We start from the raw sequence: 19,805 nt of genomic DNA on the forward strand, positions 1-19,805 counted from the left end.
GTATCGCGTCTTCGGGGTGGAGCAAGACCGCAGGCGGGACGCCCGTTCAGTTGTCGATGAACAGGGAATGCGCCGTGCGCACGACCCGTGGATCGGGCTCAGTGACGGCGTCGTGGTCCTTGTGGTCGTAGTCCAGGGCGTGGAGGACGCTGCGGATGGCGCCGAGTCGGGCTCGTCTCTTCTCGTTCGAATTGACGATCGTCCATGGCGCCACGAGGGTGTCGGTGGCCAGCAGCATCTCGTTGCGCGCATGGGTGTAGGCGTCGTACTGCGCCACGCTGGCCTCGTCGATGGGCGAGATCTTCCACTGCTTGAGGGGATCTTCACGGCGGGCATCGAATCGCCGCTTCTGCCGGCCCTGCGACACGGTGAACCACATCTTGAAGAGCAGGATCCCACTGCTGACGAGTGACTGTTCGAAGGCAGGAACCTGGCGGAGGAACAGGGCATGTTCCTGCGGTGTGCAGAAGCCCATCACCTTCTCGACGCCGGCCCGGTTGTACCACGACCTGTCGAACATGGTGATTTCGCCGGCGGATGGCAGGTGCGGGACGTAGCGCTGGAAGTACCACTGGGACACTTCGGCATCGTTGGGCTTCGGCAGCGCCACATGGACACTGCCGCGAGGGTTCAGGTGTTCACGGAAGCGTTTGATCGATCCACCCTTTCCCGCCGCATCGCGACCTTCGAACAGGATGACGACGCGCTGTCCGACAACCTTGATAGAACGCTGCGCCTTGAGCAGTTCGATCTGGAGCAATTGGAGGTCTCGTTTGTAGTCCTTCTTGTCGATCGGTTCGTCGTAGGGGAGATCGTTCTGCATCGCCTCGATGGACTCGAAGGGCGCTGGGCGTTGCGGCTTGCTCATGGGAATGGCGCTCGTCGCTCGACTACGACCACCTTGGCCACGCCAAGCTGAACGGAACACCCCGCTGCCGGAGACGGCGTCCACGCCGATGTGTTTCTCCAGCAGCGCCAGTTTCGTGGTGGCGGCCGTGCTGTTGCCCCTGGGTGTGGGCAGCGTGCGCTACGTCCGGGATCGGCAGCGCAGCGATCTGCTGCCTCTGGCCCTCACGCCCCTGCTCTTCTCGCTGCAGCAGGCCCTGGAGGGTCTGGTGTGGCTCGGCCTCGAGCAGGGCGGCTCCGGCTGGCTCGTGCACCCCGCCGCGCTCGGCTATCTGTTCTTCGCCTATGCCTTCTGGCTGGCCTGGTTTCCCTGGTGCGTGCTGCGGCTGAACCTCCACGCGCCGCCGCCCCTGAGGCGTCGGATCCTGGTGGGGCTGCTGGTGCTGGGCCTGCTCATGGGCGGGGTGCTCTGGTTGCCGCTGGTGGTCGACGCTTCCCTGTTCCAGCCGGCCGTGGTGAATGGCTCCCTCGACTACCACACCACCTTGCTGACGGATCGCTGGATCCATCTGGGCTTCGGCAGCACGATTTATGCGGTGATCATCCTCGGACCGTTGATGCTCAGCGCCTCGGGGCGGCTGCGCTGGTTCGGTGCAGGGATCCTCGCCGCCTTCCTGATCTCGCATCTCGCCTACGGCTATGCCTTCGCCTCGGTGTGGTGCTTCTTCAGTGCGGTGTTGTCCGCCTCCCTGTACTGGATCCTCAGGGACCCGGAACCTGTGGTGCTGCCGGGCCTAAGTTGATGCTTGATGCGTTGCCATCCGATGCGCACCACCCTGCAGCTCGATGACGACGTGCTGGCGGCCGCCCGGGTGCTGGCCCGGCAGAGGCGCACCAGCCTGGGGGCCGTGATCAGCGCGCTGGCCCGCCAGGGGCTGGTGACCCCACCCCCCGGCGCAGCCAGCACCGGTCCCAGCCATCGCAACGGCTTGCCCCTGCTGCCCTGGAACACGCAGGGGGCTCCGGTGGACCTCGAGCTGGTCAACAGCCTGCGGGACGAACTGGCATGAGCGCAGCCCTGCTCGATGTGAACGTGCTGATCGCCCTGCTGGACGGGCGCCACGTGCACCACGAGCAGGCCCATGCCTGGTTCGCCGCCTCCCAGGACCTGGGCTGGGCCACCTGCCCGCTCACCCAGAACGCGGTGCTGCGGATCCTCGGCCAGCCCCGCTACCCCAACAGCCCGGGGTCGCCAGCGGTGGTGGCACGGCTGATGCAGGAGCTCATTCGCCATCCACGGCACCGCTTCTGGCCGGATGCCATCAGCCTGCTCGCCGCACCAGAGGGCGAGGCTTCGCTGGTCGACGCCACGCAGTTGCTGGAGGCGGGTCAACTCACCGATACCTATCTCCTGGCGCTGGCCGTGCACCACGGCGGCACGTTGGTGAGTTTCGATCGCCGCCTGGGCTGCGGGGCCGTGGTGGGCGGCTGCGACGCCCTGCGCCTGATCCCCACCTGATGACCGAGCCCCCCACCGACCCCGCCCAGCTGCGCCGCGACTACCGGCGCCAGGCCCTGCGGCGGGTGGATCTGGCGGAGGATCCGGTGGCGCAGTTCCGCCGCTGGTTCGATCAGGCGGTGGCCGCCGGGCTGGACGAGCCCAACGCCATGGTGCTGGGCACCAGCGACGGCCGCCGCCCCAGCGCCCGCACCGTGCTGCTCAAGGCCTTCGACGAAAGGGGCTTCGTGTTCTTCACCCACTACGAAAGCCGCAAGGCCACCGAGATCGCCGCCCATCCCGAGGTGAGCCTGCTGTTCCCCTGGTACGGGCTGGAGCGGCAGGTGATGGTGCTGGGCCGGGCCGAGCGCATCGGCGCCGCCGAATCACTGGCCTACTTCCTCTCGCGCCCCGTCGGCAGCCGGCTGGGGGCCTGGGTGTCGCAGCAGAGCGCCGTGATCGGCTCCCGCTCGATCCTGGAGATGCAGTGGCAGGCGATGCAACGCCGCTTCGCCGATGGCCAGGTGCCGCTGCCGCCGGCCTGGGGCGGCCTGCGGGTGGTGCCGTGCGAGTTCGAGTTCTGGCAGGGCCGCACCAACCGCCTGCACGATCGCTTCCGCTACCGGCCCGCCGGGGGGAGCTGGACCATCGAGCGGCTGGCGCCCTGAGGACGCGAAGACCGCCATGACCTGGGATGTGCCGCTTCAGCTTTATGCGGCTATGCTCATAGCAGTTGATGGTTGATCGCCCATGACTGTCGCGCCCGCGCCCTCCCTGTCCCTCGCCGCCGCCGCCGGGGGTGAGCCGCTGCTGTTCCGCCAGCTGTTCGACGCCGACACCGGCACCTTCACCTATCTGCTGGCGGAGGTGGCCAGCCGCAGGGCCCTGCTGATCGATTCGGTCTTCGAGCAGCACGACCGCGACCTGGCACTGATCCGGGAGCTGGGTCTCGAGCTGGTGGCCGCGATCGACACCCACGCCCATGCCGACCACGTGACGGGCAGCTGGCTGATGCACGAGGCCACCGGCTGCGCCATCGGCCTGGCGGCCTGCATCGGCGCCGAGAACGTCACCCGTCCCCTGAAGCACGGCGACCGCGTCCTGTTCGGCGGCCGCCATGTGGAGGTGCGCGCCACCCCCGGCCACACCGACGGCTGCCTCACCTTCGTGCTCGACGACCACACGATGGCCTTCACCGGTGACGCCCTGCTGGTGCGCGGCTGCGGCCGCTGCGACTTCCAGCAGGGCAACGCCCACACCCTCTGGAGCTCGATCACCGGCCAGATCCTCACCCTCCCCGACCACTGCCTGCTCTATCCCGGCCACGACTACACCGGCCGCAGCGTCACCTCCGTCACCGAGGAGAAGGCCTTCAACGCCCGCCTCGGCGGCAACGCCACCGAGCGGGACTTCGTCGGCCACATGGAGAACATGCGGCTGCCCCACCCCCACCGGATCGCCCAGGCCCTGCCCGGCAACATGCGCTCCGGCAAGCCCCGCGAGGCCAGCACCCCGCCGGCCTGGGCGCCCATGGCCCGCAGCTACGCCGGACTGCCCGAACTCAGCCCCGCCTGGGTGGCCGCCCATCGCGGCGATGTCACCGTGCTGGATGTGCGCTCCGCCGAGGAGTTCGACGGGCCTGACGGGCACGTGGCCGGCAGCCTGCTGGTCCCCCTGCCGGAGCTGGAGAGCCGCTCCGGCGAGATCCCCACCGATCGCCCCCTGGTGGTAGTCTGCCACTCGGGCAGCCGCTCCGCCCTGGCCACCCAGCAGTTGCTCAAGGCGGGCCGGGCGCAGGTGGCCAACCTCCACGGCGGCCTGAGCCGCTGGGCCGCCGAGGGTTTCCCGCTCGAGGGCGTCGTGCAGGCCTGAAGCGTTTGCCACTGATTCCCATCCCACTCCCTCCTCCCTTCCTGACCACCACGACCATGAACAGCACAACCGTCACCACCCCCAGCCGCCTGGGCGCCCACGACCTCGCCGACCGGCTGGCGGCCCGAGAGGTCACCGTGATCGATGTGCGCGAGCCGATGGAGTTCGCCACCGGCCACATCGCCGGCAGCCTCAACGTGCCCCTCTCCCGCCTGGCCCAGGCCGATCTGCCCCGCGGTCCGCTGGTGCTGGTCTGCCAAAGCGGCAACCGCAGCGGCAAGGGTCTCGCCCAGCTGCTCCAGCAGGGCCATCCCCACCCCGTCACCGACCTGCTCGGTGGTCTGCCCACCTGGGAGCAGGCCGGCTTCCCGGTGCGCAAGCTCCAGGGGGCGCCGCTGCCGCTGATGCGCCAGGTGCAGATCGTCGCCGGCAGCCTGGTGCTACTGGGGGTGATCCTCTCCCAGGCCGTGGCTCCCGGCTGGATCTGGCTGAGCGGCTTCGTGGGCGCCGGGCTCACCTTCGCGGGCGTCTCCGGCTTCTGTGGCATGGCCCGCCTGCTGGCCGCCATGCCCTGGAACCGGGTGTAGCGGCCGACGCCACAGGCCCAGCCATTCGTCCGGGCGCTGGTCCACCGAACCGGTGGCCGGCTCCCAGAGCTCGGCCACCAGACCCGCTTGGGCCAGCTGGGCGGCCACAGCCTGCGGGTCACTGCCCCAGGGCGGACCGCCCGGCTTGCGGTGGCACCAGAACAGCCCCAGCAGCCAGCCGCCCGGCGCCAGCAGCCGACGGACGGTGGCGATGTAGTCGTCGCGGCGGCCCGGATCGATGGCGCAGAAGCAGGTGTGCTCCACGACCCCGCTGAGGCTTCCGGGCGCCAGCCCCGCCGCCGCCAGGGCCTGCTGGTCGAACAGGTCGGCCTGCAGCCAGCGCAGACCGGCCCGCTCCGGGCCATGGAGGCCGCGGGATTCAGCCAGGGCCTCGCCGCTGAAATCCAGGCCGATGGCGGCAAATCCGAGCTCCTCGAGCAGGGCGGCCTCATGGCCGCGGCCGCAGCCCGGCACCAGCACCTGGCCCGGGGGCCGGGGGGCCAGCGGATGGCTGCGCAGGAACCGCTCCAGCGGCGGAGCCGGCCGGCCCAGTTCCCAGCCGTCCGTGCCCTGCCGGTAGCGCTGGTCCCAGTGGCCTGGCTCAGCGGTGGAGGTCGGCGTGGAGGGGTTCATGGCTCCAGCATGGCCCCCCTAGCCTGTCGCGATGCGCCTGCTGCACACCTCCGACTGGCACCTGGGCCGCAGTTTTCACGGCGCCTCGCTGCTGGAGGAGCAGGCGGCGGCGATCGAGCGGATCGCCGAACTGGCCCGGGAGCATGCCGTTGATGCGGTGCTGATCGCCGGCGACCTCTACGACCGGGCCATCCCGCCGGCCGAAGCGGTGGAGCTGTTCAACCACGCCCTGGCCCGGCTCAGCGCCGGCGGCACCGCCGTGGTGGCCATCGCCGGCAACCACGATTCCCATGTGCGGGTGTCGGTGTACGACCCGCTGCTCTCGGCCTTCGGGGTGACGGTGCGGGGCGATGTGGGCCGGGCCAGCGAGCCGGTGCTGGTGACGCCCCGGGCCGGGGGCACGCCGGTGGCGATCTATCCCCTGCCCTACCTGGAGCCGGCGGTGGTCGGGCCGGCCCTGGCCGGGGCGCCGGTGCGCCTGCGCCACGAGGAGGTGACGCGCCTGGCCATTGAGCGGATCCACGCCGACCGCCGCGAACGGCCGCCCCACCGTTCGGTCCTGGTGGCCCACACCTTCGTGGCCGGCGGCGAAACCTCGGAATCGGAGCGGGAGCTCACCATCGGCAACGTCGACCGGGTGAGCGTGGCGGCCTTCGCGGGCTTCGATTACGTGGCCCTGGGCCACCTGCACGCCTCCCAGCAGCTGGATGGCCCCCGGGTGGCCTATTCGGGCACCCCGCTGGCCTATTCCTTCTCCGAGGAGCGACACGTCAAGTCGGTGCGGATCGTGGAGCTGGCCGCCGACGGGACGCCCTCCGTGGCGGTGGTGCCCCTGGGGGTGGGCCGGCGCCTGTGCACCCTGCGGGGGCCCATCGACGAGCTCTGCTCAGACCCTGCCCACGCCGCCGCCAGCGAGGCGCGGGTGCGGGCGATCCTCACCGACGACACCCTGCCTCTGCAGGCCATGGCCCGGCTGCGGGAACGCTTTCCCCACATCGCCGAACTCCGCCACGAACCCCCCGAGGTGGCCCGCGCCGGCGACGCCGAGCGCCACCGCCAGGTGCGCCAGGCCCGTTCGCCGCTGGAGCTGGCCAGCGCCTTCTTCACCGACCAGCAGGGCCAGCCGCCCGGCGAGCCGGAGGCCGAGCTGCTGCGGGCGGCCCTGGCGGCGGCGGAACGGGGAGGGGAGCGGTGAAGCCGCACCGGCTCACGATCGAGGCCTTCGGGCCCTACGCCGATCCGGTGGCGGTCGACTTCGACGCCCTGGCCGCCGAAGGACTGTTCCTGATCCACGGCACCACCGGCGCCGGCAAGACCTTCCTGCTCGATGCCCTCTGCTTCGCCCTCTACGGCGAGGTGTCGGGCGACCGCAGCGTCAAGGGGCTGCGCTCCGACCACGCCCCCCCCGGCGCCGTGCCCCGGGTGACCCTGGAGTTCTCCTGTGGCGCCGCCCGCTACCGGGTGGAGCGCACGCCCGCCCACACCGCCCCCAAGGCCCGCGGCCAGGGCACCACCGAGAAACCGCCCCAGGCGGTCCTGTTCCGGCTGGACGCCGAGCAGCCGGAGCAGGCCGTGGCGGCAAAGGCCACCGAGGTGACCCGCGAGGTGGAACACCTGGTGGGGCTCAATGCCGCCCAGTTCCGCCAGGTGATCCTGCTGCCCCAGGGGCGCTTCGCCGAGGTGCTGCGGGCGAAGGCCGAGGAGCGCGAAGCCCTGCTCAAGACGCTCTTCGACACGGTGATCTACGAACGGGCCGGTTGGTGGCTGGAGGACCGGGCCCGGGAGGCGCGCCAGCTGGCGCTGGAGCAGGCCCGGGAGCAGGAGGTGCTGCGGCGTCGGGCGGCCGATGCCTGGGGCCCCCACGCCCCCGAACCGCCGGAGGGGGCCGAACCGGCCGCGCCGCCCACCGACCAGGGCGGCCTGGAGGCGCTGATGGCGGCGATCGGCGCGGTGGTGCAGGACACCGAGGCCGCCTTGCGGGAGGCCTCCGCCAGCCTGCAGGCGGCCCAGACGACCCAGGCGGCCCTGGCGGCGCAGGCGGATCGCTGGGACCGGCGTGCCGCCGCCGCCGCCCGGCTGGGGGATCTGGAGGCCAAAACGGAGACGGTGGAGGCGTACCGCCAGAAGCTCGCCCTGGCGGAGCGGGCCGAACGCCTGCGTTCCAGCCTGGGGGCCGAGCAGGAGGCCCGCCGCGCCCTCGCCCTGGTGGAGCGGGACCTGGGGCAGCAGCTGGGGGCGGCGGTACGGGCCCGCGATGGGGCCAGGGCCCTGCCGGTCTCCGTGCGACGGCTCGACCTGACGACCTTGCCGTCCGCCGAAGATCTCGCTGCAGCCGGTGCCGACCTGGCCGCCCGCGGGGCGGAGGTGCGAGAGCTGGCCCGCAAGGCCGAGGAAGCCGCCCAGGCCGGGGGGGCCGCAGCCGCCGCCGGCCAGCGGGCCGCCGAGGCCGAAGCGGGGCGGGCCACCGCCGTCGCCCAGCAGGAGCGGCTGGCGGCGGAGCAGGAGCGGGAGCTGGTGCTGCTCTCCCAGGCCCGCAGCGCCCGCGACCAGCTCGAGGGCCTGCAGCGGGCCGCCCGGGAGGCCGAAGGCCGTGCCGTGGCCGCCGAAGCCATCGCCCCGGCCCGGGAGCGGCAGCACGCGGCCGAGGCCGCCAGGAACGGCGCCGATCGCGACGTCAACACAGCGGCCGCCGACCTCAACGAGCTTCGGCGGCGCCAGCTCGAGGGCATGGCCGCCCGGCTCGCCGGGGGTCTGGCCGCCGGAGCCCCCTGCCCGGTCTGCGGCTCCACGGCGCACCCGGCGCCGGCCCGGCCCTCGGCCGACGCGGTCGATGACGGTGCGATCACCACCGCCGAACGCACCCTGGAAGCGGCCACCCAGGCGGCACAGGCGGCCGCGGTGGCCCTGGCCAACGCCCAGACCGCCCTCGGCGTGGTGCTGGAGAAGGCGGGAGACGGCGCCGATCCGCTCGCCGCCCGCCAGGCCGCCGGCACCGCCGCAGCGGCCCAGCTGGCGGCCCAGGTCCTGGCCGACGGTCTGCCGGCCCTGGAGCAGCGAACGGCGGATCGGGAGCAGGAACGCCAGCAGCTCGCCAAGGCCATCGAGGCGGCCACCACGACCATCGCCCTGGAGAGCCGGGCCGCCGCCGAGGCCAGCCAGCGGCAGCGGGGCCTGGCGGAGCAGGTGGCGCGGGAGCTGGGGGAGGGGCTGGAGCCGGGCGTGGTGCTGCGGGGCTTCGGGACCCTGGAGGCCGCCCTCCAGGCCCTGGTGGCCGGGGCCGGCGCCCACACCCGTGCCAGCAGCGCGCTGGAGCAGGCGGCCCGGCGGCTGGGCCAGGAGCTGGCCGCCTCGCCGTTCGCCACGGCAGCCGACGCCGCCGCTGCTCTGCAGGAGGAGAGCTGGCGCCTGAAACTGGTCGAGCGGATCGCCGCCTACGAGGCGGCGGTGATCGAGCAGCGCAACCTCCTGGCGGCCCCCGATCTGGCGGACCTGCCGGAGACCCGGCCCGACACCGCCGTCGCCGCTGAGGCCGTGACCCGCGCCGATGCGGCCCGCACCCGGGCCGTGGAGCGCCACAGCGAAGCCCGCGGCGCCCAGCGGGAGATCACCCGCCTCGCCGCCGAACACCGTGATGGGGCCGAGGCCCTGGCGGCGAATCAGGGGCGGGCCGAGCGGCTCAGTGCCGTGGCCAACCGCTGCCAGGGCAAGGCGGCCCCCTACATCTCCCTGCAGCGCTGGGTGCTCTCGGCCTACCTCGCCGACATCTGCGGCTACGCCAACCAGCGGCTCACCCTGATGACCTCCGGCCGCTACCAGCTGCGACTCACCGACGAGGGCGGCCATGGCGGCCGAAACGCCGGCCTGGGCCTGCGGGTGCTGGATGCCTACACCGGCGAGGAGCGGGAGGTGAGCAGCCTCTCGGGCGGCGAAACCTTCCAGGCCTCCCTGGCCCTGGCCCTGGGGGTGGCCGACACGGTGCAGGCCCACGCCGGCGGCGTCCCCCTGGAGGCCCTGTTCATCGACGAGGGCTTCGGCAGCCTCGATCCCGACAACCTGCAGCTGGCCATGGACGAACTCGACCGACTGCGGGAGGGGGGCCGCATGATCGGCCTGATCAGCCACGTGGGCGCCCTGCGGGAACGCATCCGCGGCGGCATCGAGGTGATCGCCGGCGATCGCGGCTCCAGCCTGCGGGTGGGGGTCACGGCCTGACGCGACCTGCCTAGAGCAACCCCCGATGGCGCACGAACAGCTGCACCATCGCCCAGGAGCCCAGGGTCACCTTGACGGCCACCAGCACATTGAGCAGGGGGATCCAGCCCCCCGAGGCCAGGGTGCCGAAGGTTCCGGCGGGCAGGGGGACCCCCCCGAGGGCAAAGGCGGAAAGAACCACGAAGGCGATCACGGCGGCCTTCTCCCACAGGTCGGCGCGCCAGCGGCGGTAAAGGCGGTCGGAGAGCCGGGCCGAGCCGCTGATCAGCACCAGACCGATGGCGGTGCCGCCGGCCACGCCCGCCGCGAACCCGCCCCCCGGGGACAGGTGGCCGCGCAGGGCCAGCTCCACCCCGATCAGGGTGGCCATGGTGGCCCCCAGCTGGCAGAGCACCACCGACGGGGCATCCTCGATGGCACGGATGCTCGTCTTGGTGGGCTCCCCGGCCAGCAGGAAGCGCACCCCGATGGAGGCCAGGGTGAACACCACCACCTCGGCGATGGTGTCGTACAGACGGGTGTGCAGGATCACCCCTGACACCAGATTGGGCACATCGGTCATGGCGGCGAGGGACGCGATCAGCGGACCGATGGGGGGCGCCGGCGGCAGGGTCGCGTCCAGCGGGGCCAGGCAGAGGGCGGTGGCGGCCAGCAGGTAGAGCCAGGTCATGGAAGCTCCCGCAGCAGCAGTTCACCGCCGCCCTGCCGCCAGCGGCGAAAGCCCTCCAGGGCCCGCAGACGCGCCACCAGCCGGGGGTTGGCCAGCTCCAGCCGCAGGCCCGGACCCAGGCACCCGTGGCTCGCGGCGGCCTCGCCGGTCTGCTCCGGTACCGGTGGCAGCAGCCGCAGCCGCAGCGACAGGGGCTGCAGCCATTCGCGCAACCGCTCCAGACAGGCCTCGCTGGGGGGGTCGTCGGCCGGATACGACAACCGCAGCGCCATCGAAGACCGCAGCGCCACCGCATAGAGGGTGGTGGACAGCAGGGTGCCCACCAACGCCTCGGTGATCGCCACGTCCGGGGCCCCCAGCAGGGCGTAGAGCAGGGTGGACACCGACCCCAGGATCCCCCGCAGCACCAGGGTCTGATAAGGATTCGACTGGCTCACCAGCAGCACGGCAGTGAGGGGCAACAAAGCGGTGATCGGCAGCAGCAGGTCCAGCTCCCCCGCCAGAGAAAAGGTGCCGCTCATGGCTTCGGCTCCCGGCGGGAGTCCAGCCAGCAGTTGGCCAGCACGTAGCCGAAGATCGTGTTCCACAGGATCAGGGCCACCAGGGCCAGCACCAGCAGGGGCCACTGGCCAGGGATCCGCAGCAGCAGGCCCAGCAACATCAGCGTCGAGCCGAGGGTGTCGGCCACCGACAGGGCGTGCAGCTTGCTGAGGTAGGTGCGGCTTTCGAGGAGGGGCCAGGTGCCCCAGAACCAGAACAGCAGTCCCGCTCCCAGCAGCAGCAGGCTGGCGTGATCGGCAAAGGAAGCGAGGGTCATCGCTCCGTCCCCCGCAGCAGGTTGGCCAGCAGCAGCAGACCGGCATTGCCGGCGCACAGAACGATGACGCCGGCCAGGCCCAGCATCCGGTCGCCCCGCACCGCCGACACCACCAGGGTGATCAGCGCCACCTTGGTGGCGACGCTGGCGAACGCCGCCAGGCGGTGCCAGACGTCGCTGGGCCGGCAGGCCACGGCGATCGGGATCAGCAGGGCCAGCACCATCCCCCAGAGCAGCACCGTCATGGGGTCTGGCCTCCATGGCGGGGGCCAGGCTTCATGGCATGGATGCGGTACCGGCGGCCGCCATCCTCCAGGCCGAGCACGATCGTGAAGGGGGTGAGGGTGATGCGGAACACGTCCAGGAACACCAGCAGGGGGATGCTCCCTTCGGTGGCGGACTCGCTGATCTCAGCCTCCACCGGCTCGGGGCCAAAGATGAGCCGCAGGGCCTCCAGGTAGGCCTGGGGAACGGCCAGCAGGCTGCGCCCCAGGGCCCGCAGCAGGGCGCGCAGGGGCAGGGGCCGGGAGTGGGCGCGGGGCAGCAGCAGGGCCACCACCAGCCCGATCAGCAGGTTGAGGCGGCTCAGGTCGGCGGTCAGCAGGCACCAGACCGCCAGGCGGAAGCTGGTGGTCAGCAACAGGGGGAGAAGGCGTCTCATCGCACCCACACCAGCAGTCCGGCCCCCACCACACCGATGCCGCCGATCAGATCGGGGAAGCCCTCCAGGTCGGGCAGCCGGAACCAGGGGCTGCGCCGCAGGGGCTGCAGCAACCGGTGCAGCCCCATCCCAGCCGCCAGCACCAACACCGCCTTGGCGGCCTCCGCTGCCAGGGCGGGACCCCAGCTGCGGCTGGCCTCGCCGGCACCCAGCAGCACGAGCGCCGCCAGCAGCAGCACCACCCCAGGCGACCAGGCCGGATCGGCTTGCACGCTGGCTGAAGGCGGCAGCGCCGCTGGCTGCAAGGGCGCGCACCAGAGACGGGCGAACACCGCCGCCGTGCCCACGCTCAACAGGCTGGGCAGCAGACCCGACGGCCCCGGCAGGGCGCGATCAAGGCCCGTCTTGGCGAAGAAACCGAGCAGCGGCGGCACCCCCACGATCGACAGAGAGGCGATCCACAGGGGGACCAGCACGCCGGCGGCCAGGGGCCGGCCTGTCCAACCGGCCAGGTCGCGGCCGGGAAAGCGCCGGGCCAGCAGGAACAGGGCGGCCTTGGCCAGACCATGGCCGAGGGCGTACAGCCCTCCGGCGACGGGTGCCAGCACCACCAGGCCCATCTGGGAGAGGGTGCTCCAGGCCAGCAGCCGTTTGGCATCCGCCTCCACCAGGGCGAACAGCAGACCCAGGACGGCGCTGGCCACACCGATCACCGGCAGCACCTCCGCCAGGGTGGGCACGACGCTGCTCAGCCGCAGCAGGGGGACGATTCCGGCGACGACGACCACCCCGGAGAGCAGCGCCGAGACCTCCGCCGGCGCCTCGGCGTGGGTGCGGGGCAGCCAAAGCCCGGAGAGGAACAGACCGGCCTTGGTGAGCAGACCCACCAGCAACAGGGCCAGGGCGGCGGCTCCAGCCGCACCGACGGCCGCCAGCTGGAAACTGCCCTGCTCCAGATACACCACGGCGGCGCCGACCAGATAAAAGGTCATCACCGTGTTGCTGATCAGCAAGTAACGCAACGCCAGCCAGAGGGAGCGCTCCGATCGGGTGATCAGGATCAGCAGGAAGGCACTGATCCCCACCACCTCCAGGGTCACGTAGAGGCTGATCAGATCCACCGCCACGAAGGCCGAGGCCAGGCCCCCGTGCAACACCATCAGCAGCAGCAGGAACGGGCCCGGCATCGGCCGGCGCCAGCCGTCGAGCACCACAGCACCAGACACCAGGGCATTGAGAAGCAGGAAGGGCGCTGCCAGGGCGTCGGGCTGCAGCGCCACGCCGTAGGGCCCCAGTAGGTGGAGGCTGGCCGGCAGGGCACCGGCCTGGATCGCTGCGGCCACGGCGGCGGTGGCCAGGCAACAGGCCAGGGCCAGCCAGCGGGCCAGGGGGGGCAGCAGGGCGGCCAGGAAGGCCGCCATGAACGGCAGCAGCAGCCAGCCGATCAGCAGGCTTTCACCGGAGAGGGGCGCCATCAGCGCCGACCCCCCGCTTCCCCGCTCCCCATCTCAAAGCTGCCCAGATCCAGGCTGGGATCCACGCGGGACAGGCGGGTGATCACCACCAGCAGCAGGGCCTGGATGGAAAGGCCGATCACGATCGCCGTGAGAATCACGGCCTGGGGGATCGGGTCAGCCAGGGGAACGCTGGTCGTCGCCGTCTCAGCGGCTGCAGGGGCCAACAGGATCGGGCTCTGCAGCCCGGTGCGCGCCGCCACGAGCACGAACAGGGCCACCACGCCCGACCCCATCACGTCCATGGCCATGACCTTGAGAAACAGGTTGCGGCGCAGCAGCAGCCCCACAAAACCCACCAGCACCGCCACCAGAATCAGGAGCGCGAGCAGCCGGAACGCATCCATCGGACACAGCAACCCGGAGGACGGCCGGATCACGGAGCGGGATGGTAGCCGTTGCGTCCAGAGGCCGACGGGCCTGGATCACCGCCAGCGTCAGGTGGTGGTGTGGAACTGATCCGCCAGCAGGCGGCGCTGATATTCCACCGACAGGGCCTCCAGGTGGGAGCGGGCCTGCTCCTGCAGTCCTGGATCCAGCTGGTCGAGCACCAGACCCCGGGGCACCCCCATCCGCATCACCAGCGCCAGGGCGTCGAAGATGCGCACCTGGTCACCCTGCCAGCCCTGGTACTCGGCGGCGAGCGCCATCAGGGACTCCCCCGACGCCTGGCCTTCGATCACCCGGGGCCGCAACTCCTGAACCTGGGCCAGCCGGGCGGAGCTGATCAGGGCATGGGCGGCGCCCAGGGCCGCCAGGGAATCGGCAGCTTCCCGTTTGAGCACGGTCATGTCCCGGCCCAGCACGGCGGCCTCCACCGACAGGGGTTCCCGCACCCCGGGACAAAGGGCGGCGACCCGATCAACCGGTGGAGCCGGTGGAGCGGGCGGGCGAACCGGCGCCGGCGCCAGGGGCGGGCTGCTGACGGCCAACGGGGGCGGCGGTGGCTCCTGCCACAGGGCCGCGGCCGCCGCCCGCAGGCGCCGTGCCAGCCATTGCCTGAGGTTGGTTGCGAGGCGTGCCATGGACGTGGGCAGATGAGTGGTTTCAATCTGCCCCTAGCGCGCCGGCGGGGATGACGGCAAACTCACCCGCCTGGTGACGGATAGCCGGCCAGCTGCCTCGACTCTTCTGCCGCGCTGACGGGCGTGCAAACGGCAGCCGATCGAAGCGAGGGAGGAGACGTTCCACAGCCACCGCCTCGATACGGAGATTCCGAGATGGTTCGGGGTGGCGAGCCAGTCTGAACAGGCCCGCCTGCCCCGCGGCCCCCAGGTGCTCAGCAACCGCGTGCGCCACGACCGTCAGGCCGAACCCTGAGGCGGTGGCCGTGGCTCAGGAAGACGTCGGCACGGCCGTCGGGGTTCTTCTGAGCGCCGTGACGATCAACAGAAGCCGCAACAGGCTGACGGTCGTCACGGCGATTTCCAGCGGGATTCTGCTGCCCCCGTTCCAGGCGATGTCAAAGGAGACGGGGAAATAGAAGTACGTCACAAAACACAGCCCATACACCACAAACAGGATCCGCTGCCGCTCCGAAAACGAGGCGATGGCCAGGATCCAGAGGCAGAACTGGGGCGAGTAGAAGACGGTGCTCACGGTGAATCCCACAACCGCGACGAGGCAGGCATCGATCAGGCGATCGAACGATCTGGGCCTCAGACAGGCCGCCCCGATCGAGAAGCCAATGGTCAAAAGGGCCGGCAGGCCAGGAAACCAGCGAACCAGAAAGCGGAGAGACATCCCATCCCAAAGGCTTTCCCCATTGAAGGAACGCTTGGCGTGGAACAGATAGGACGTCAGCAGACCATCGATGCCTGAAAACAGCAGGGTTGCGAGTGACATCGTGGTATGGGGCACCAGGCACACCACGGAGAAGATCAGGGCCTTTCTGATTCCAGCGAGGTGGAACACGTACACGGCCATGCAGGGAACGAGGAACAACGCAAAACCCTTCAGGGCGATGGCCACACCGAGCCAGCCCGCCGATCGCAGCAGACGCTGGCGCCGCATCGCCGCGATCGCCAGCAGAAGCGTGAAGGCCGGGTAGATGTCGAAGCGAAGTGCCGCAAAGTAGATGACAGCCGGCAACAGCCAGACCAGGGGAACACCGTCCCTTGATTCCCGGATCGCCAAGCGAAGGCAACCAACAAGCACCGCCATGCCGCACAGGATCCAGATCAAGGTGAAGCCCCACTCCTGGCGATCCGGCGCCATCACAAGACTGGCCAGAAAACGGACGGAGCCGAAGATCAGGTTGGCCGCCAGGGGGTATTCGGAGGGGACATCGCGATAGAGCGTCCCGCCACCCACGGCCCAGGCGGACGAGCGGAAATACACGCCGATGTCATGGGTGTCAAACAGGAACCTGACCGGCCCATTCATGGAGCCAGGCCATGGCTGGGGAGAAAGCCAGAACACCTGCACGGCGATGCCCAGGCCGATCAGGCCATAGGAGAGCCAGAGTCCGATCCGCCAACGACCTACGAGATCCTGCGCAGGGGCTGTCTTCATGGTGGAGATGGGCATTGTGCGCTGGGCAAGGCCGGCGGTCTTGGTCTGTAGCCCAACCATGGCCACCGCCAGGTCCGCGATGAGCCATCGCCGCAGCCTCGCCAATGTTCAAGCGCCAAGGTGGCCGCCCCGGGGGGGAGGGGGTCAACTCACCACGTGCGGATCCCAGCCCTCCGGTCCGATCACGAACAGGATGTCCCCCGCCTGCAACGGCGTGGCGCCGCGGGGATCGGCAATCGTCTCGCCATCCGCCCGTGTCACCGCCAGCACGGTGACGCCATGCTCCGACCGCAGGCCGCAGGAGGCGATGGTGGTGCCCACCAGGGGCGCCTCGGGCTGCAGGCGCAGGGTGTGGGTGGCCAGATGGGGCAATGCCGCTTTCAAGTCCTCCACTGAGGTAGCGGAGGCCGCCAGGGTGCGGGCCATGTCGCGCCAATGGCCACGCACATCGCTGATCAGCCGCTGGATGTCCTCGCGGGGCACCAGCATCCGCGCCATCACCCGCGAGAACACCTCGATCGACACCTCCAGCTCGTCGGCGATCACCTCATCGGCCCCCAGGGCCATCAGCGGCTCCACCTCCCGGAGGTAACGGCTGCGCACCAGGATGTAGGCCTCCGGGGCCACCCGCCTTCCGATCTCCACGATGCGGCCGGCGGCCCCGGGATCGTCGATGACAACCACGATCGCGCGTGCCCCCTCGGCATGGACCAGCTCCAGAATCGGGGCGTGGGTGGCATCGCCGTAGCGGATCGGCTCACCCTCCTCAAGGGCCTGGGCCACGATGGCGCCGTTCAGCTCCACCACCGCGTAGGGCACCGAGCAACGGCGGGCGCAACGGGCCACATTGCGCCCGGTGACGCCGAAACCGATGATCAGCACATGGCCGCTGCAGGGCAGCGCCTCCTGCAGCCCCCGCGTCGCCGAAGGGCCCACTGCCTGGGACTGGAGATGGATCAGGCGGGTACGGCACAGCCGGTCGGCCAGGGGGGACGACACCGCCACCAACACAGGTGTGGCCATCATGCTGAGCACCGCCACATCAAGCAGCAGCTGGAACACCTCCGGCGTCAGCAGCCCCACCGCCACCGCCGCCTTGGTGGCCACCAGGGAGAACTCACCCACCTGGCCCAGGGGCAGGCCGGTCAGCACCGCACTGCGCAACGGCAACCCGGTGACCAGGGCGGCCGCCGCCGCGATCAGGGGCTTGATCAGGAGCACGCCCAGGGTGAGCAGGGCGATGCGAGCCGGATGGGCCAGCAGGAACGGGATGTCGAGCAGCAACCCCACCGACACGAAGAACAAGCTCATCAGCACGTCCCGGAACGGCAGCATCACCGCCACCGCCTGGTGGGAATACCGCGATTCCGACAGGATGAAACCGGCCAGGAACGCGCCGAGGGCCAGGGACAGGCCCAGCGACTGGGTGATCAGGGCGATGCCCACACAGAGCATGAAGACCCCCAGCAGAAAGGCCTCTGAACTGCGTGTGCGGATGATCCTCTCCAGCACCCAGGGCACGATCCAGCGGTAGGCCACCACCGCCAGGGCCGCCACCACCAGCACCTTGAGAGCCAGTCCCGAGAGCGCCGGCAGCAAGGAACCCTCACCAAGACCGGCCAGCAGCGGGGCGGTGAGCATCACCGGCACCACGGCGATGTCCTGGTAGATGAGGGTCGAGAGGATGGCGCGGCCATGGGGGGTCTCGATCTCAGCGCGCTCCTGCAGCAGGCGCAGCACCACGGCCGTGCTGGAGAGCGCCACCACGCAGCCGAGATAGCCGGCCTGGGGAAGGTTCATCCCCATCGGCAGCAACGCCAGGGCGACCACGGCGGCGGTGCCGAAGAACTGCAGTGAGCCCCCGAGAATGAATTCCCGCCGCAGTCGGGTCACGTCGGCCACGGAGATCTCCAGGCCCACCACGAACAGCAGCAGCACCACCCCGACTTCCGCCAGCAGTTCGATGTCGTGGGGACCCCGCACCAGGGCGAGGGCATCGGGCCCCGCCAGCACGCCGGCCAGAAGCAGACCGATCGAGGTGGGGATCCGCAGCCGGTGGCACAGGATTGCCGCCAGCACGGAAAGCCCGAAGATGACGACCAGATCGAGCAGCAGGACCTGCACGGTGCCGATGGTCGTCACGGGAGTTGATGGTATGCGTGACGAGCCCTGCCGCCGTTATGCCGGACCGACGTGAACAGCCAGAAAGCCAATGCCGTTGCTGCAGCGATGGCCAGACAACGGCCGCGCTGGCGGCGAGCCGCCCTGACCCTGACCCTGACCCTGACCCTGACCATCGGCCTGGCGGCGCTCCAGCCCCAACCCCTGGCTGCGGCAACAGCCGCCGCGGAGGCTCCCGCCACGGCGGACCCGGTCAACACCGGCAGCTTTCGCCTCGGCACGGTGCGGATCCTGGGGGTGCCGGCGATCACGGTGGCCTCGCCAGCGCTGGACGCCGGCGGCGACAGCGGCCCGGAGGCCAGCGAGCGGGCCCGGGTGATCGAGGGCAACCTGAGCCAGCTGTACGAGCCCCGCAATCCCTGCACCGCAGGGGAGCGGGTCGGTGAGGCGCTGCTGGATCGCCTCAGCCTCAAGGGGACGAAGGCCACCTGTGACCCCAACCATCTCGGCCTGCAGGGGGCACCGGAGGCCCTGCGCGTGGTGCTGCTGCGCCAGCCAGGCGGAAGCCGGCAGCTGGTGGCCCAGGTGCCCGGCCGCTCGAGCCCCTTCCCCCTGCTCACGGTCACCGAGCAGGACGCCGCGTTCAACGGCCTGCCGGCCGATGTGCTGGCCGAACAGTGGCGCGGCCTGCTGGAACGCCGCCTGCGCAGCGCCCGCGGCGTGTTCGGGAAGGAGCAGATCAACGGGCGCCTGCAGATCGCCCTGCTGTCCCTGGCCGGCCTGGCCCTGCTGATGGCCCTGGCGGTGGCGTTGTGGCGCTTCAGCCAGCGCGCGCTGCCCCGCCTGCAACGGCGCCGCGCCGAGCGACCGGGGCGCTTCGACCCCCTGCTGCTCCAGCTCACCCAGGCCGTCAGCCGGCTCCTGACGGCGCTGGTGATCCTGCTGGGGGTGGCGATGGGCGCGGTACTGCTGCTGGCCTGGCCCGGCCAGATCCCGGCCGCCATCGATGTGTTGCTGCAGCCGCTGGTGGTGCTGCTGAAAGCGCTGCTGCTGCTGGTCGTGGCCATGGTGCTGCGGGGCCTGGTGGGGCTGCTGCTGAGCCAGTGGGCCAGCCATCTGGCCGTGAGCGCCGAGCACCGCGCCCGCCGCCGGCAGCGCTACCTGAGCCTGCTGCGGGTGCTGCGCCGGCTGGTGAACCTGGCCTGCCTGCTGCTGTTCGCGCTCTGGACGGTGCTCGGGATTCCCGTGTTGCGGGACCTCTCCAGCAATGCCGTCCTGGCCAGTGGGGCCGTGCTCGGCGCCCTGGCGCTGGTGTTCCAGGGGTTGCTGCGGGATTTCGTCGCCGGGCTGGTGCTGCTGCTCGACGACCGCTACGCCATCGGCGATGTGGTCGAAATCGGGGGCCGCTCCGGTGAGGTGGTGGATGTGGGGGTGCTGAGCACCGAGCTGCGCTGCGCCGATCAGCGGGTGGTGGTGGTGCCCAACAGCCACTGCGAGCAGGTGGTGAACCACACCAAGCTGCGCTCGGGGGCGGAAGTGACGCTGCTGCTGCCGCGCAGCATCAGCGATCTAGCCGGCGCCCTGGGCCTGATCGGCGAGGAACTGGCCGCCTTCGGCAGCGATCCGCATTGGGCCCCGAAGCTGCTGGAACCCCCGCGCCTGCTGGGCATCGAGGCGATGACGGAGCACGACCTCCAGGTGAAGGCCCTGCTGATCACCGAGGCGGGCCAGCAGGGCCCGGCCCGGCGGGAGCTGCTGGGACGCCTGGTGCAGCGGCTGCAGTAAGCGTCATTGGCCGCACATAGCGGATCTGGGCGCTCGCAGGGCCAGCATGGACACAAAGGGATTCAGACAAGATCA

The 19,805-nt window shown here is 70.9% G+C and carries 20 protein-coding genes and 1 pseudogene; 9 read left to right on the plus strand and 12 right to left on the minus strand.

All coding sequences use genetic code 11. The annotated features are described in order from the left end of the window. Positions 1 to 46: 46 nt before the first annotated feature. Positions 47 to 868 carry a polyphosphate kinase 2 gene (gene ppk2, locus KUG43_RS08485; protein WP_216908043.1) on the minus strand — a complete coding sequence of 274 codons (822 nt, stop codon included), beginning with the start codon at positions 866 to 868 and terminating at the stop codon, positions 47 to 49. A gap of 88 nt (positions 869 to 956) precedes the next feature. Here ppk2 and KUG43_RS08490 point away from each other — a divergent pair, with 88 nt between their 5' ends. The 6 genes and pseudogenes from KUG43_RS08490 to KUG43_RS17035 form a co-directional block, all read left to right on the plus strand. Next, the gene (locus KUG43_RS08490; RefSeq protein ID WP_216908045.1) at positions 957 to 1,649 is read left to right on the plus strand and encodes a DUF6629 family protein; all 693 of its coding nucleotides are present in this window, start codon (positions 957 to 959) and stop codon (positions 1,647 to 1,649) included. 21 nt (positions 1,650 to 1,670) lie between these two features. After that, positions 1,671 to 1,916 (plus strand): ribbon-helix-helix domain-containing protein, encoded by a 246-nt coding sequence (locus KUG43_RS08495; RefSeq protein ID WP_216908047.1) that lies wholly within the window; start codon positions 1,671 to 1,673, stop codon positions 1,914 to 1,916. Next, positions 1,913 to 2,365, plus strand: a complete 453-nt coding sequence (locus tag KUG43_RS08500; protein ID WP_216908049.1) for a TA system VapC family ribonuclease toxin — start codon at positions 1,913 to 1,915, stop codon at positions 2,363 to 2,365. The genes KUG43_RS08495 and KUG43_RS08500 overlap by 4 nt, the downstream gene beginning before the upstream one ends. After that, positions 2,365 to 3,012, plus strand: a complete 648-nt coding sequence (gene pdxH / locus KUG43_RS08505; protein ID WP_216908051.1) for a pyridoxamine 5'-phosphate oxidase — start codon at positions 2,365 to 2,367, stop codon at positions 3,010 to 3,012. The genes KUG43_RS08500 and pdxH overlap by 1 nt, the downstream gene beginning before the upstream one ends. A gap of 82 nt (positions 3,013 to 3,094) precedes the next feature. After that, the gene (locus KUG43_RS08510; RefSeq protein ID WP_216908053.1) at positions 3,095 to 4,216 is read left to right on the plus strand and encodes a rhodanese-like domain-containing protein; all 1,122 of its coding nucleotides are present in this window, start codon (positions 3,095 to 3,097) and stop codon (positions 4,214 to 4,216) included. A gap of 56 nt (positions 4,217 to 4,272) precedes the next feature. Beyond that, a pseudogene (locus tag KUG43_RS17035) lies at positions 4,273 to 4,716 on the plus strand (rhodanese-like domain-containing protein); the annotation flags it as partial. Here KUG43_RS17035 and KUG43_RS08515 read toward each other — a convergent pair. After that, positions 4,657 to 5,436: a methyltransferase domain-containing protein gene (locus tag KUG43_RS08515; protein ID WP_216908055.1), complete on the minus strand. Its 780-nt coding sequence runs from the start codon at positions 5,434 to 5,436 to the stop codon at positions 4,657 to 4,659. The pseudogene KUG43_RS17035 and the gene KUG43_RS08515 overlap by 60 nt on opposite strands. Before the next feature lie 31 nt (positions 5,437 to 5,467). On the opposite strand from KUG43_RS08515, the gene KUG43_RS08520 reads away from it, so the two are divergent. Next, complete coding sequence (locus KUG43_RS08520; protein ID WP_216908057.1) at positions 5,468 to 6,631, plus strand: exonuclease SbcCD subunit D; 1,164 nt, start codon at positions 5,468 to 5,470, stop codon at positions 6,629 to 6,631. After that, complete coding sequence (locus KUG43_RS17335) at positions 6,628 to 9,648, plus strand: AAA family ATPase (RefSeq protein WP_216908059.1); 3,021 nt, start codon at positions 6,628 to 6,630, stop codon at positions 9,646 to 9,648. The genes KUG43_RS08520 and KUG43_RS17335 overlap by 4 nt, the downstream gene beginning before the upstream one ends. Positions 9,649 to 9,658: 10 nt before the next feature. Here the strand turns inward: KUG43_RS17335 and KUG43_RS08530 are convergent, their stop codons facing one another. From KUG43_RS08530 to KUG43_RS08575, 10 genes are all read right to left on the minus strand, one after another. After that, a complete protein-coding gene (locus KUG43_RS08530; protein ID WP_216908061.1) occupies positions 9,659 to 10,318 on the minus strand; it encodes a Na(+)/H(+) antiporter subunit B in 660 nt (219 codons plus the stop codon). Further along, complete coding sequence (locus tag KUG43_RS08535; RefSeq protein ID WP_216908063.1) at positions 10,315 to 10,839, minus strand: hydrogenase subunit MbhD domain-containing protein; 525 nt, start codon at positions 10,837 to 10,839, stop codon at positions 10,315 to 10,317. Before KUG43_RS08535 ends, KUG43_RS08530 begins: the two co-directional genes overlap by 4 nt. Beyond that, positions 10,836 to 11,135, minus strand: coding sequence for a monovalent cation/H(+) antiporter subunit G (locus tag KUG43_RS08540; RefSeq protein WP_216908065.1), 300 nt, complete (start codon positions 11,133 to 11,135; stop codon positions 10,836 to 10,838). The genes KUG43_RS08535 and KUG43_RS08540 overlap by 4 nt, the downstream gene beginning before the upstream one ends. Next, the gene (locus tag KUG43_RS08545) at positions 11,132 to 11,380 is read right to left on the minus strand and encodes a hypothetical protein (RefSeq protein WP_216908067.1); all 249 of its coding nucleotides are present in this window, start codon (positions 11,378 to 11,380) and stop codon (positions 11,132 to 11,134) included. Before KUG43_RS08545 ends, KUG43_RS08540 begins: the two co-directional genes overlap by 4 nt. Continuing rightward, positions 11,377 to 11,796, minus strand: coding sequence for a Na+/H+ antiporter subunit E (locus KUG43_RS08550; protein WP_216908069.1), 420 nt, complete (start codon positions 11,794 to 11,796; stop codon positions 11,377 to 11,379). The genes KUG43_RS08545 and KUG43_RS08550 overlap by 4 nt, the downstream gene beginning before the upstream one ends. Beyond that, on the minus strand, positions 11,793 to 13,271 hold the full coding sequence (locus KUG43_RS08555) for a proton-conducting transporter transmembrane domain-containing protein (protein WP_216908071.1): 1,479 nt from the start codon (positions 13,269 to 13,271) through the stop codon (positions 11,793 to 11,795). Before KUG43_RS08555 ends, KUG43_RS08550 begins: the two co-directional genes overlap by 4 nt. Next, positions 13,271 to 13,657 (minus strand): cation:proton antiporter subunit C, encoded by a 387-nt coding sequence (locus KUG43_RS08560; protein ID WP_216908111.1) that lies wholly within the window; start codon positions 13,655 to 13,657, stop codon positions 13,271 to 13,273. The genes KUG43_RS08555 and KUG43_RS08560 overlap by 1 nt, the downstream gene beginning before the upstream one ends. Before the next feature lie 90 nt (positions 13,658 to 13,747). Then, on the minus strand, positions 13,748 to 14,335 hold the full coding sequence (locus KUG43_RS08565) for a hypothetical protein (protein ID WP_216908073.1): 588 nt from the start codon (positions 14,333 to 14,335) through the stop codon (positions 13,748 to 13,750). Between the two features lie 310 nt (positions 14,336 to 14,645). Then, positions 14,646 to 15,824 (minus strand): glycosyltransferase family protein, encoded by a 1,179-nt coding sequence (locus tag KUG43_RS08570; protein WP_216908075.1) that lies wholly within the window; start codon positions 15,822 to 15,824, stop codon positions 14,646 to 14,648. A gap of 144 nt (positions 15,825 to 15,968) precedes the next feature. Next, the gene (locus KUG43_RS08575) at positions 15,969 to 17,966 is read right to left on the minus strand and encodes a monovalent cation:proton antiporter family protein (protein WP_216908077.1); all 1,998 of its coding nucleotides are present in this window, start codon (positions 17,964 to 17,966) and stop codon (positions 15,969 to 15,971) included. A gap of 87 nt (positions 17,967 to 18,053) precedes the next feature. Here KUG43_RS08575 and KUG43_RS08580 point away from each other — a divergent pair, with 87 nt between their 5' ends. Beyond that, entirely contained in the window at positions 18,054 to 19,730 is a 1,677-nt protein-coding gene (locus KUG43_RS08580; RefSeq protein WP_216908079.1) for a mechanosensitive ion channel family protein, read from the plus strand. The last annotated feature ends 75 nt before the right edge of the window (positions 19,731 to 19,805 follow it).

Origin of the sequence: Synechococcus sp. CCY 0621, assembly GCF_019038465.1 — a bacterium.
In the GTDB taxonomy this organism is placed as follows: Bacteria; Cyanobacteriota; Cyanobacteriia; order PCC-6307; family Cyanobiaceae; genus Cyanobium.

Excerpts from the sequence above, each read along its gene's own strand:
- ppk2 (WP_216908043.1), bottom strand. The coding sequence starts at position 868 with ATGAGCAAGCCGCAACGCCCAGCGCCCTTCGAGTCCATCGAGGCGATG.
- KUG43_RS08490 (WP_216908045.1), top strand. The coding sequence starts at position 957 with ATGTGTTTCTCCAGCAGCGCCAGTTTCGTGGTGGCGGCCGTGCTGTTG.
- KUG43_RS08495 (WP_216908047.1), top strand. The coding sequence starts at position 1,671 with ATGCGCACCACCCTGCAGCTCGATGACGACGTGCTGGCGGCCGCCCGG.
- KUG43_RS08500 (WP_216908049.1), top strand. The coding sequence starts at position 1,913 with ATGAGCGCAGCCCTGCTCGATGTGAACGTGCTGATCGCCCTGCTGGAC.
- pdxH (WP_216908051.1), top strand. The coding sequence starts at position 2,365 with ATGACCGAGCCCCCCACCGACCCCGCCCAGCTGCGCCGCGACTACCGG.
- KUG43_RS08510 (WP_216908053.1), top strand. The coding sequence starts at position 3,095 with ATGACTGTCGCGCCCGCGCCCTCCCTGTCCCTCGCCGCCGCCGCCGGG.
- KUG43_RS08515 (WP_216908055.1), bottom strand. The coding sequence starts at position 5,436 with ATGAACCCCTCCACGCCGACCTCCACCGCTGAGCCAGGCCACTGGGAC.
- KUG43_RS08520 (WP_216908057.1), top strand. The coding sequence starts at position 5,468 with ATGCGCCTGCTGCACACCTCCGACTGGCACCTGGGCCGCAGTTTTCAC.
- KUG43_RS08530 (WP_216908061.1), bottom strand. The coding sequence starts at position 10,318 with ATGACCTGGCTCTACCTGCTGGCCGCCACCGCCCTCTGCCTGGCCCCG.
- KUG43_RS08535 (WP_216908063.1), bottom strand. The coding sequence starts at position 10,839 with ATGAGCGGCACCTTTTCTCTGGCGGGGGAGCTGGACCTGCTGCTGCCG.
- KUG43_RS08540 (WP_216908065.1), bottom strand. The coding sequence starts at position 11,135 with ATGACCCTCGCTTCCTTTGCCGATCACGCCAGCCTGCTGCTGCTGGGA.
- KUG43_RS08545 (WP_216908067.1), bottom strand. The coding sequence starts at position 11,380 with ATGACGGTGCTGCTCTGGGGGATGGTGCTGGCCCTGCTGATCCCGATC.
- KUG43_RS08550 (WP_216908069.1), bottom strand. The coding sequence starts at position 11,796 with ATGAGACGCCTTCTCCCCCTGTTGCTGACCACCAGCTTCCGCCTGGCG.
- KUG43_RS08555 (WP_216908071.1), bottom strand. The coding sequence starts at position 13,271 with ATGGCGCCCCTCTCCGGTGAAAGCCTGCTGATCGGCTGGCTGCTGCTG.
- KUG43_RS08560 (WP_216908111.1), bottom strand. The coding sequence starts at position 13,657 with ATGGATGCGTTCCGGCTGCTCGCGCTCCTGATTCTGGTGGCGGTGCTG.
- KUG43_RS08565 (WP_216908073.1), bottom strand. The coding sequence starts at position 14,335 with ATGGCACGCCTCGCAACCAACCTCAGGCAATGGCTGGCACGGCGCCTG.
- KUG43_RS08570 (WP_216908075.1), bottom strand. The coding sequence starts at position 15,824 with ATGAAGACAGCCCCTGCGCAGGATCTCGTAGGTCGTTGGCGGATCGGA.
- KUG43_RS08580 (WP_216908079.1), top strand. The coding sequence starts at position 18,054 with ATGGCCAGACAACGGCCGCGCTGGCGGCGAGCCGCCCTGACCCTGACC.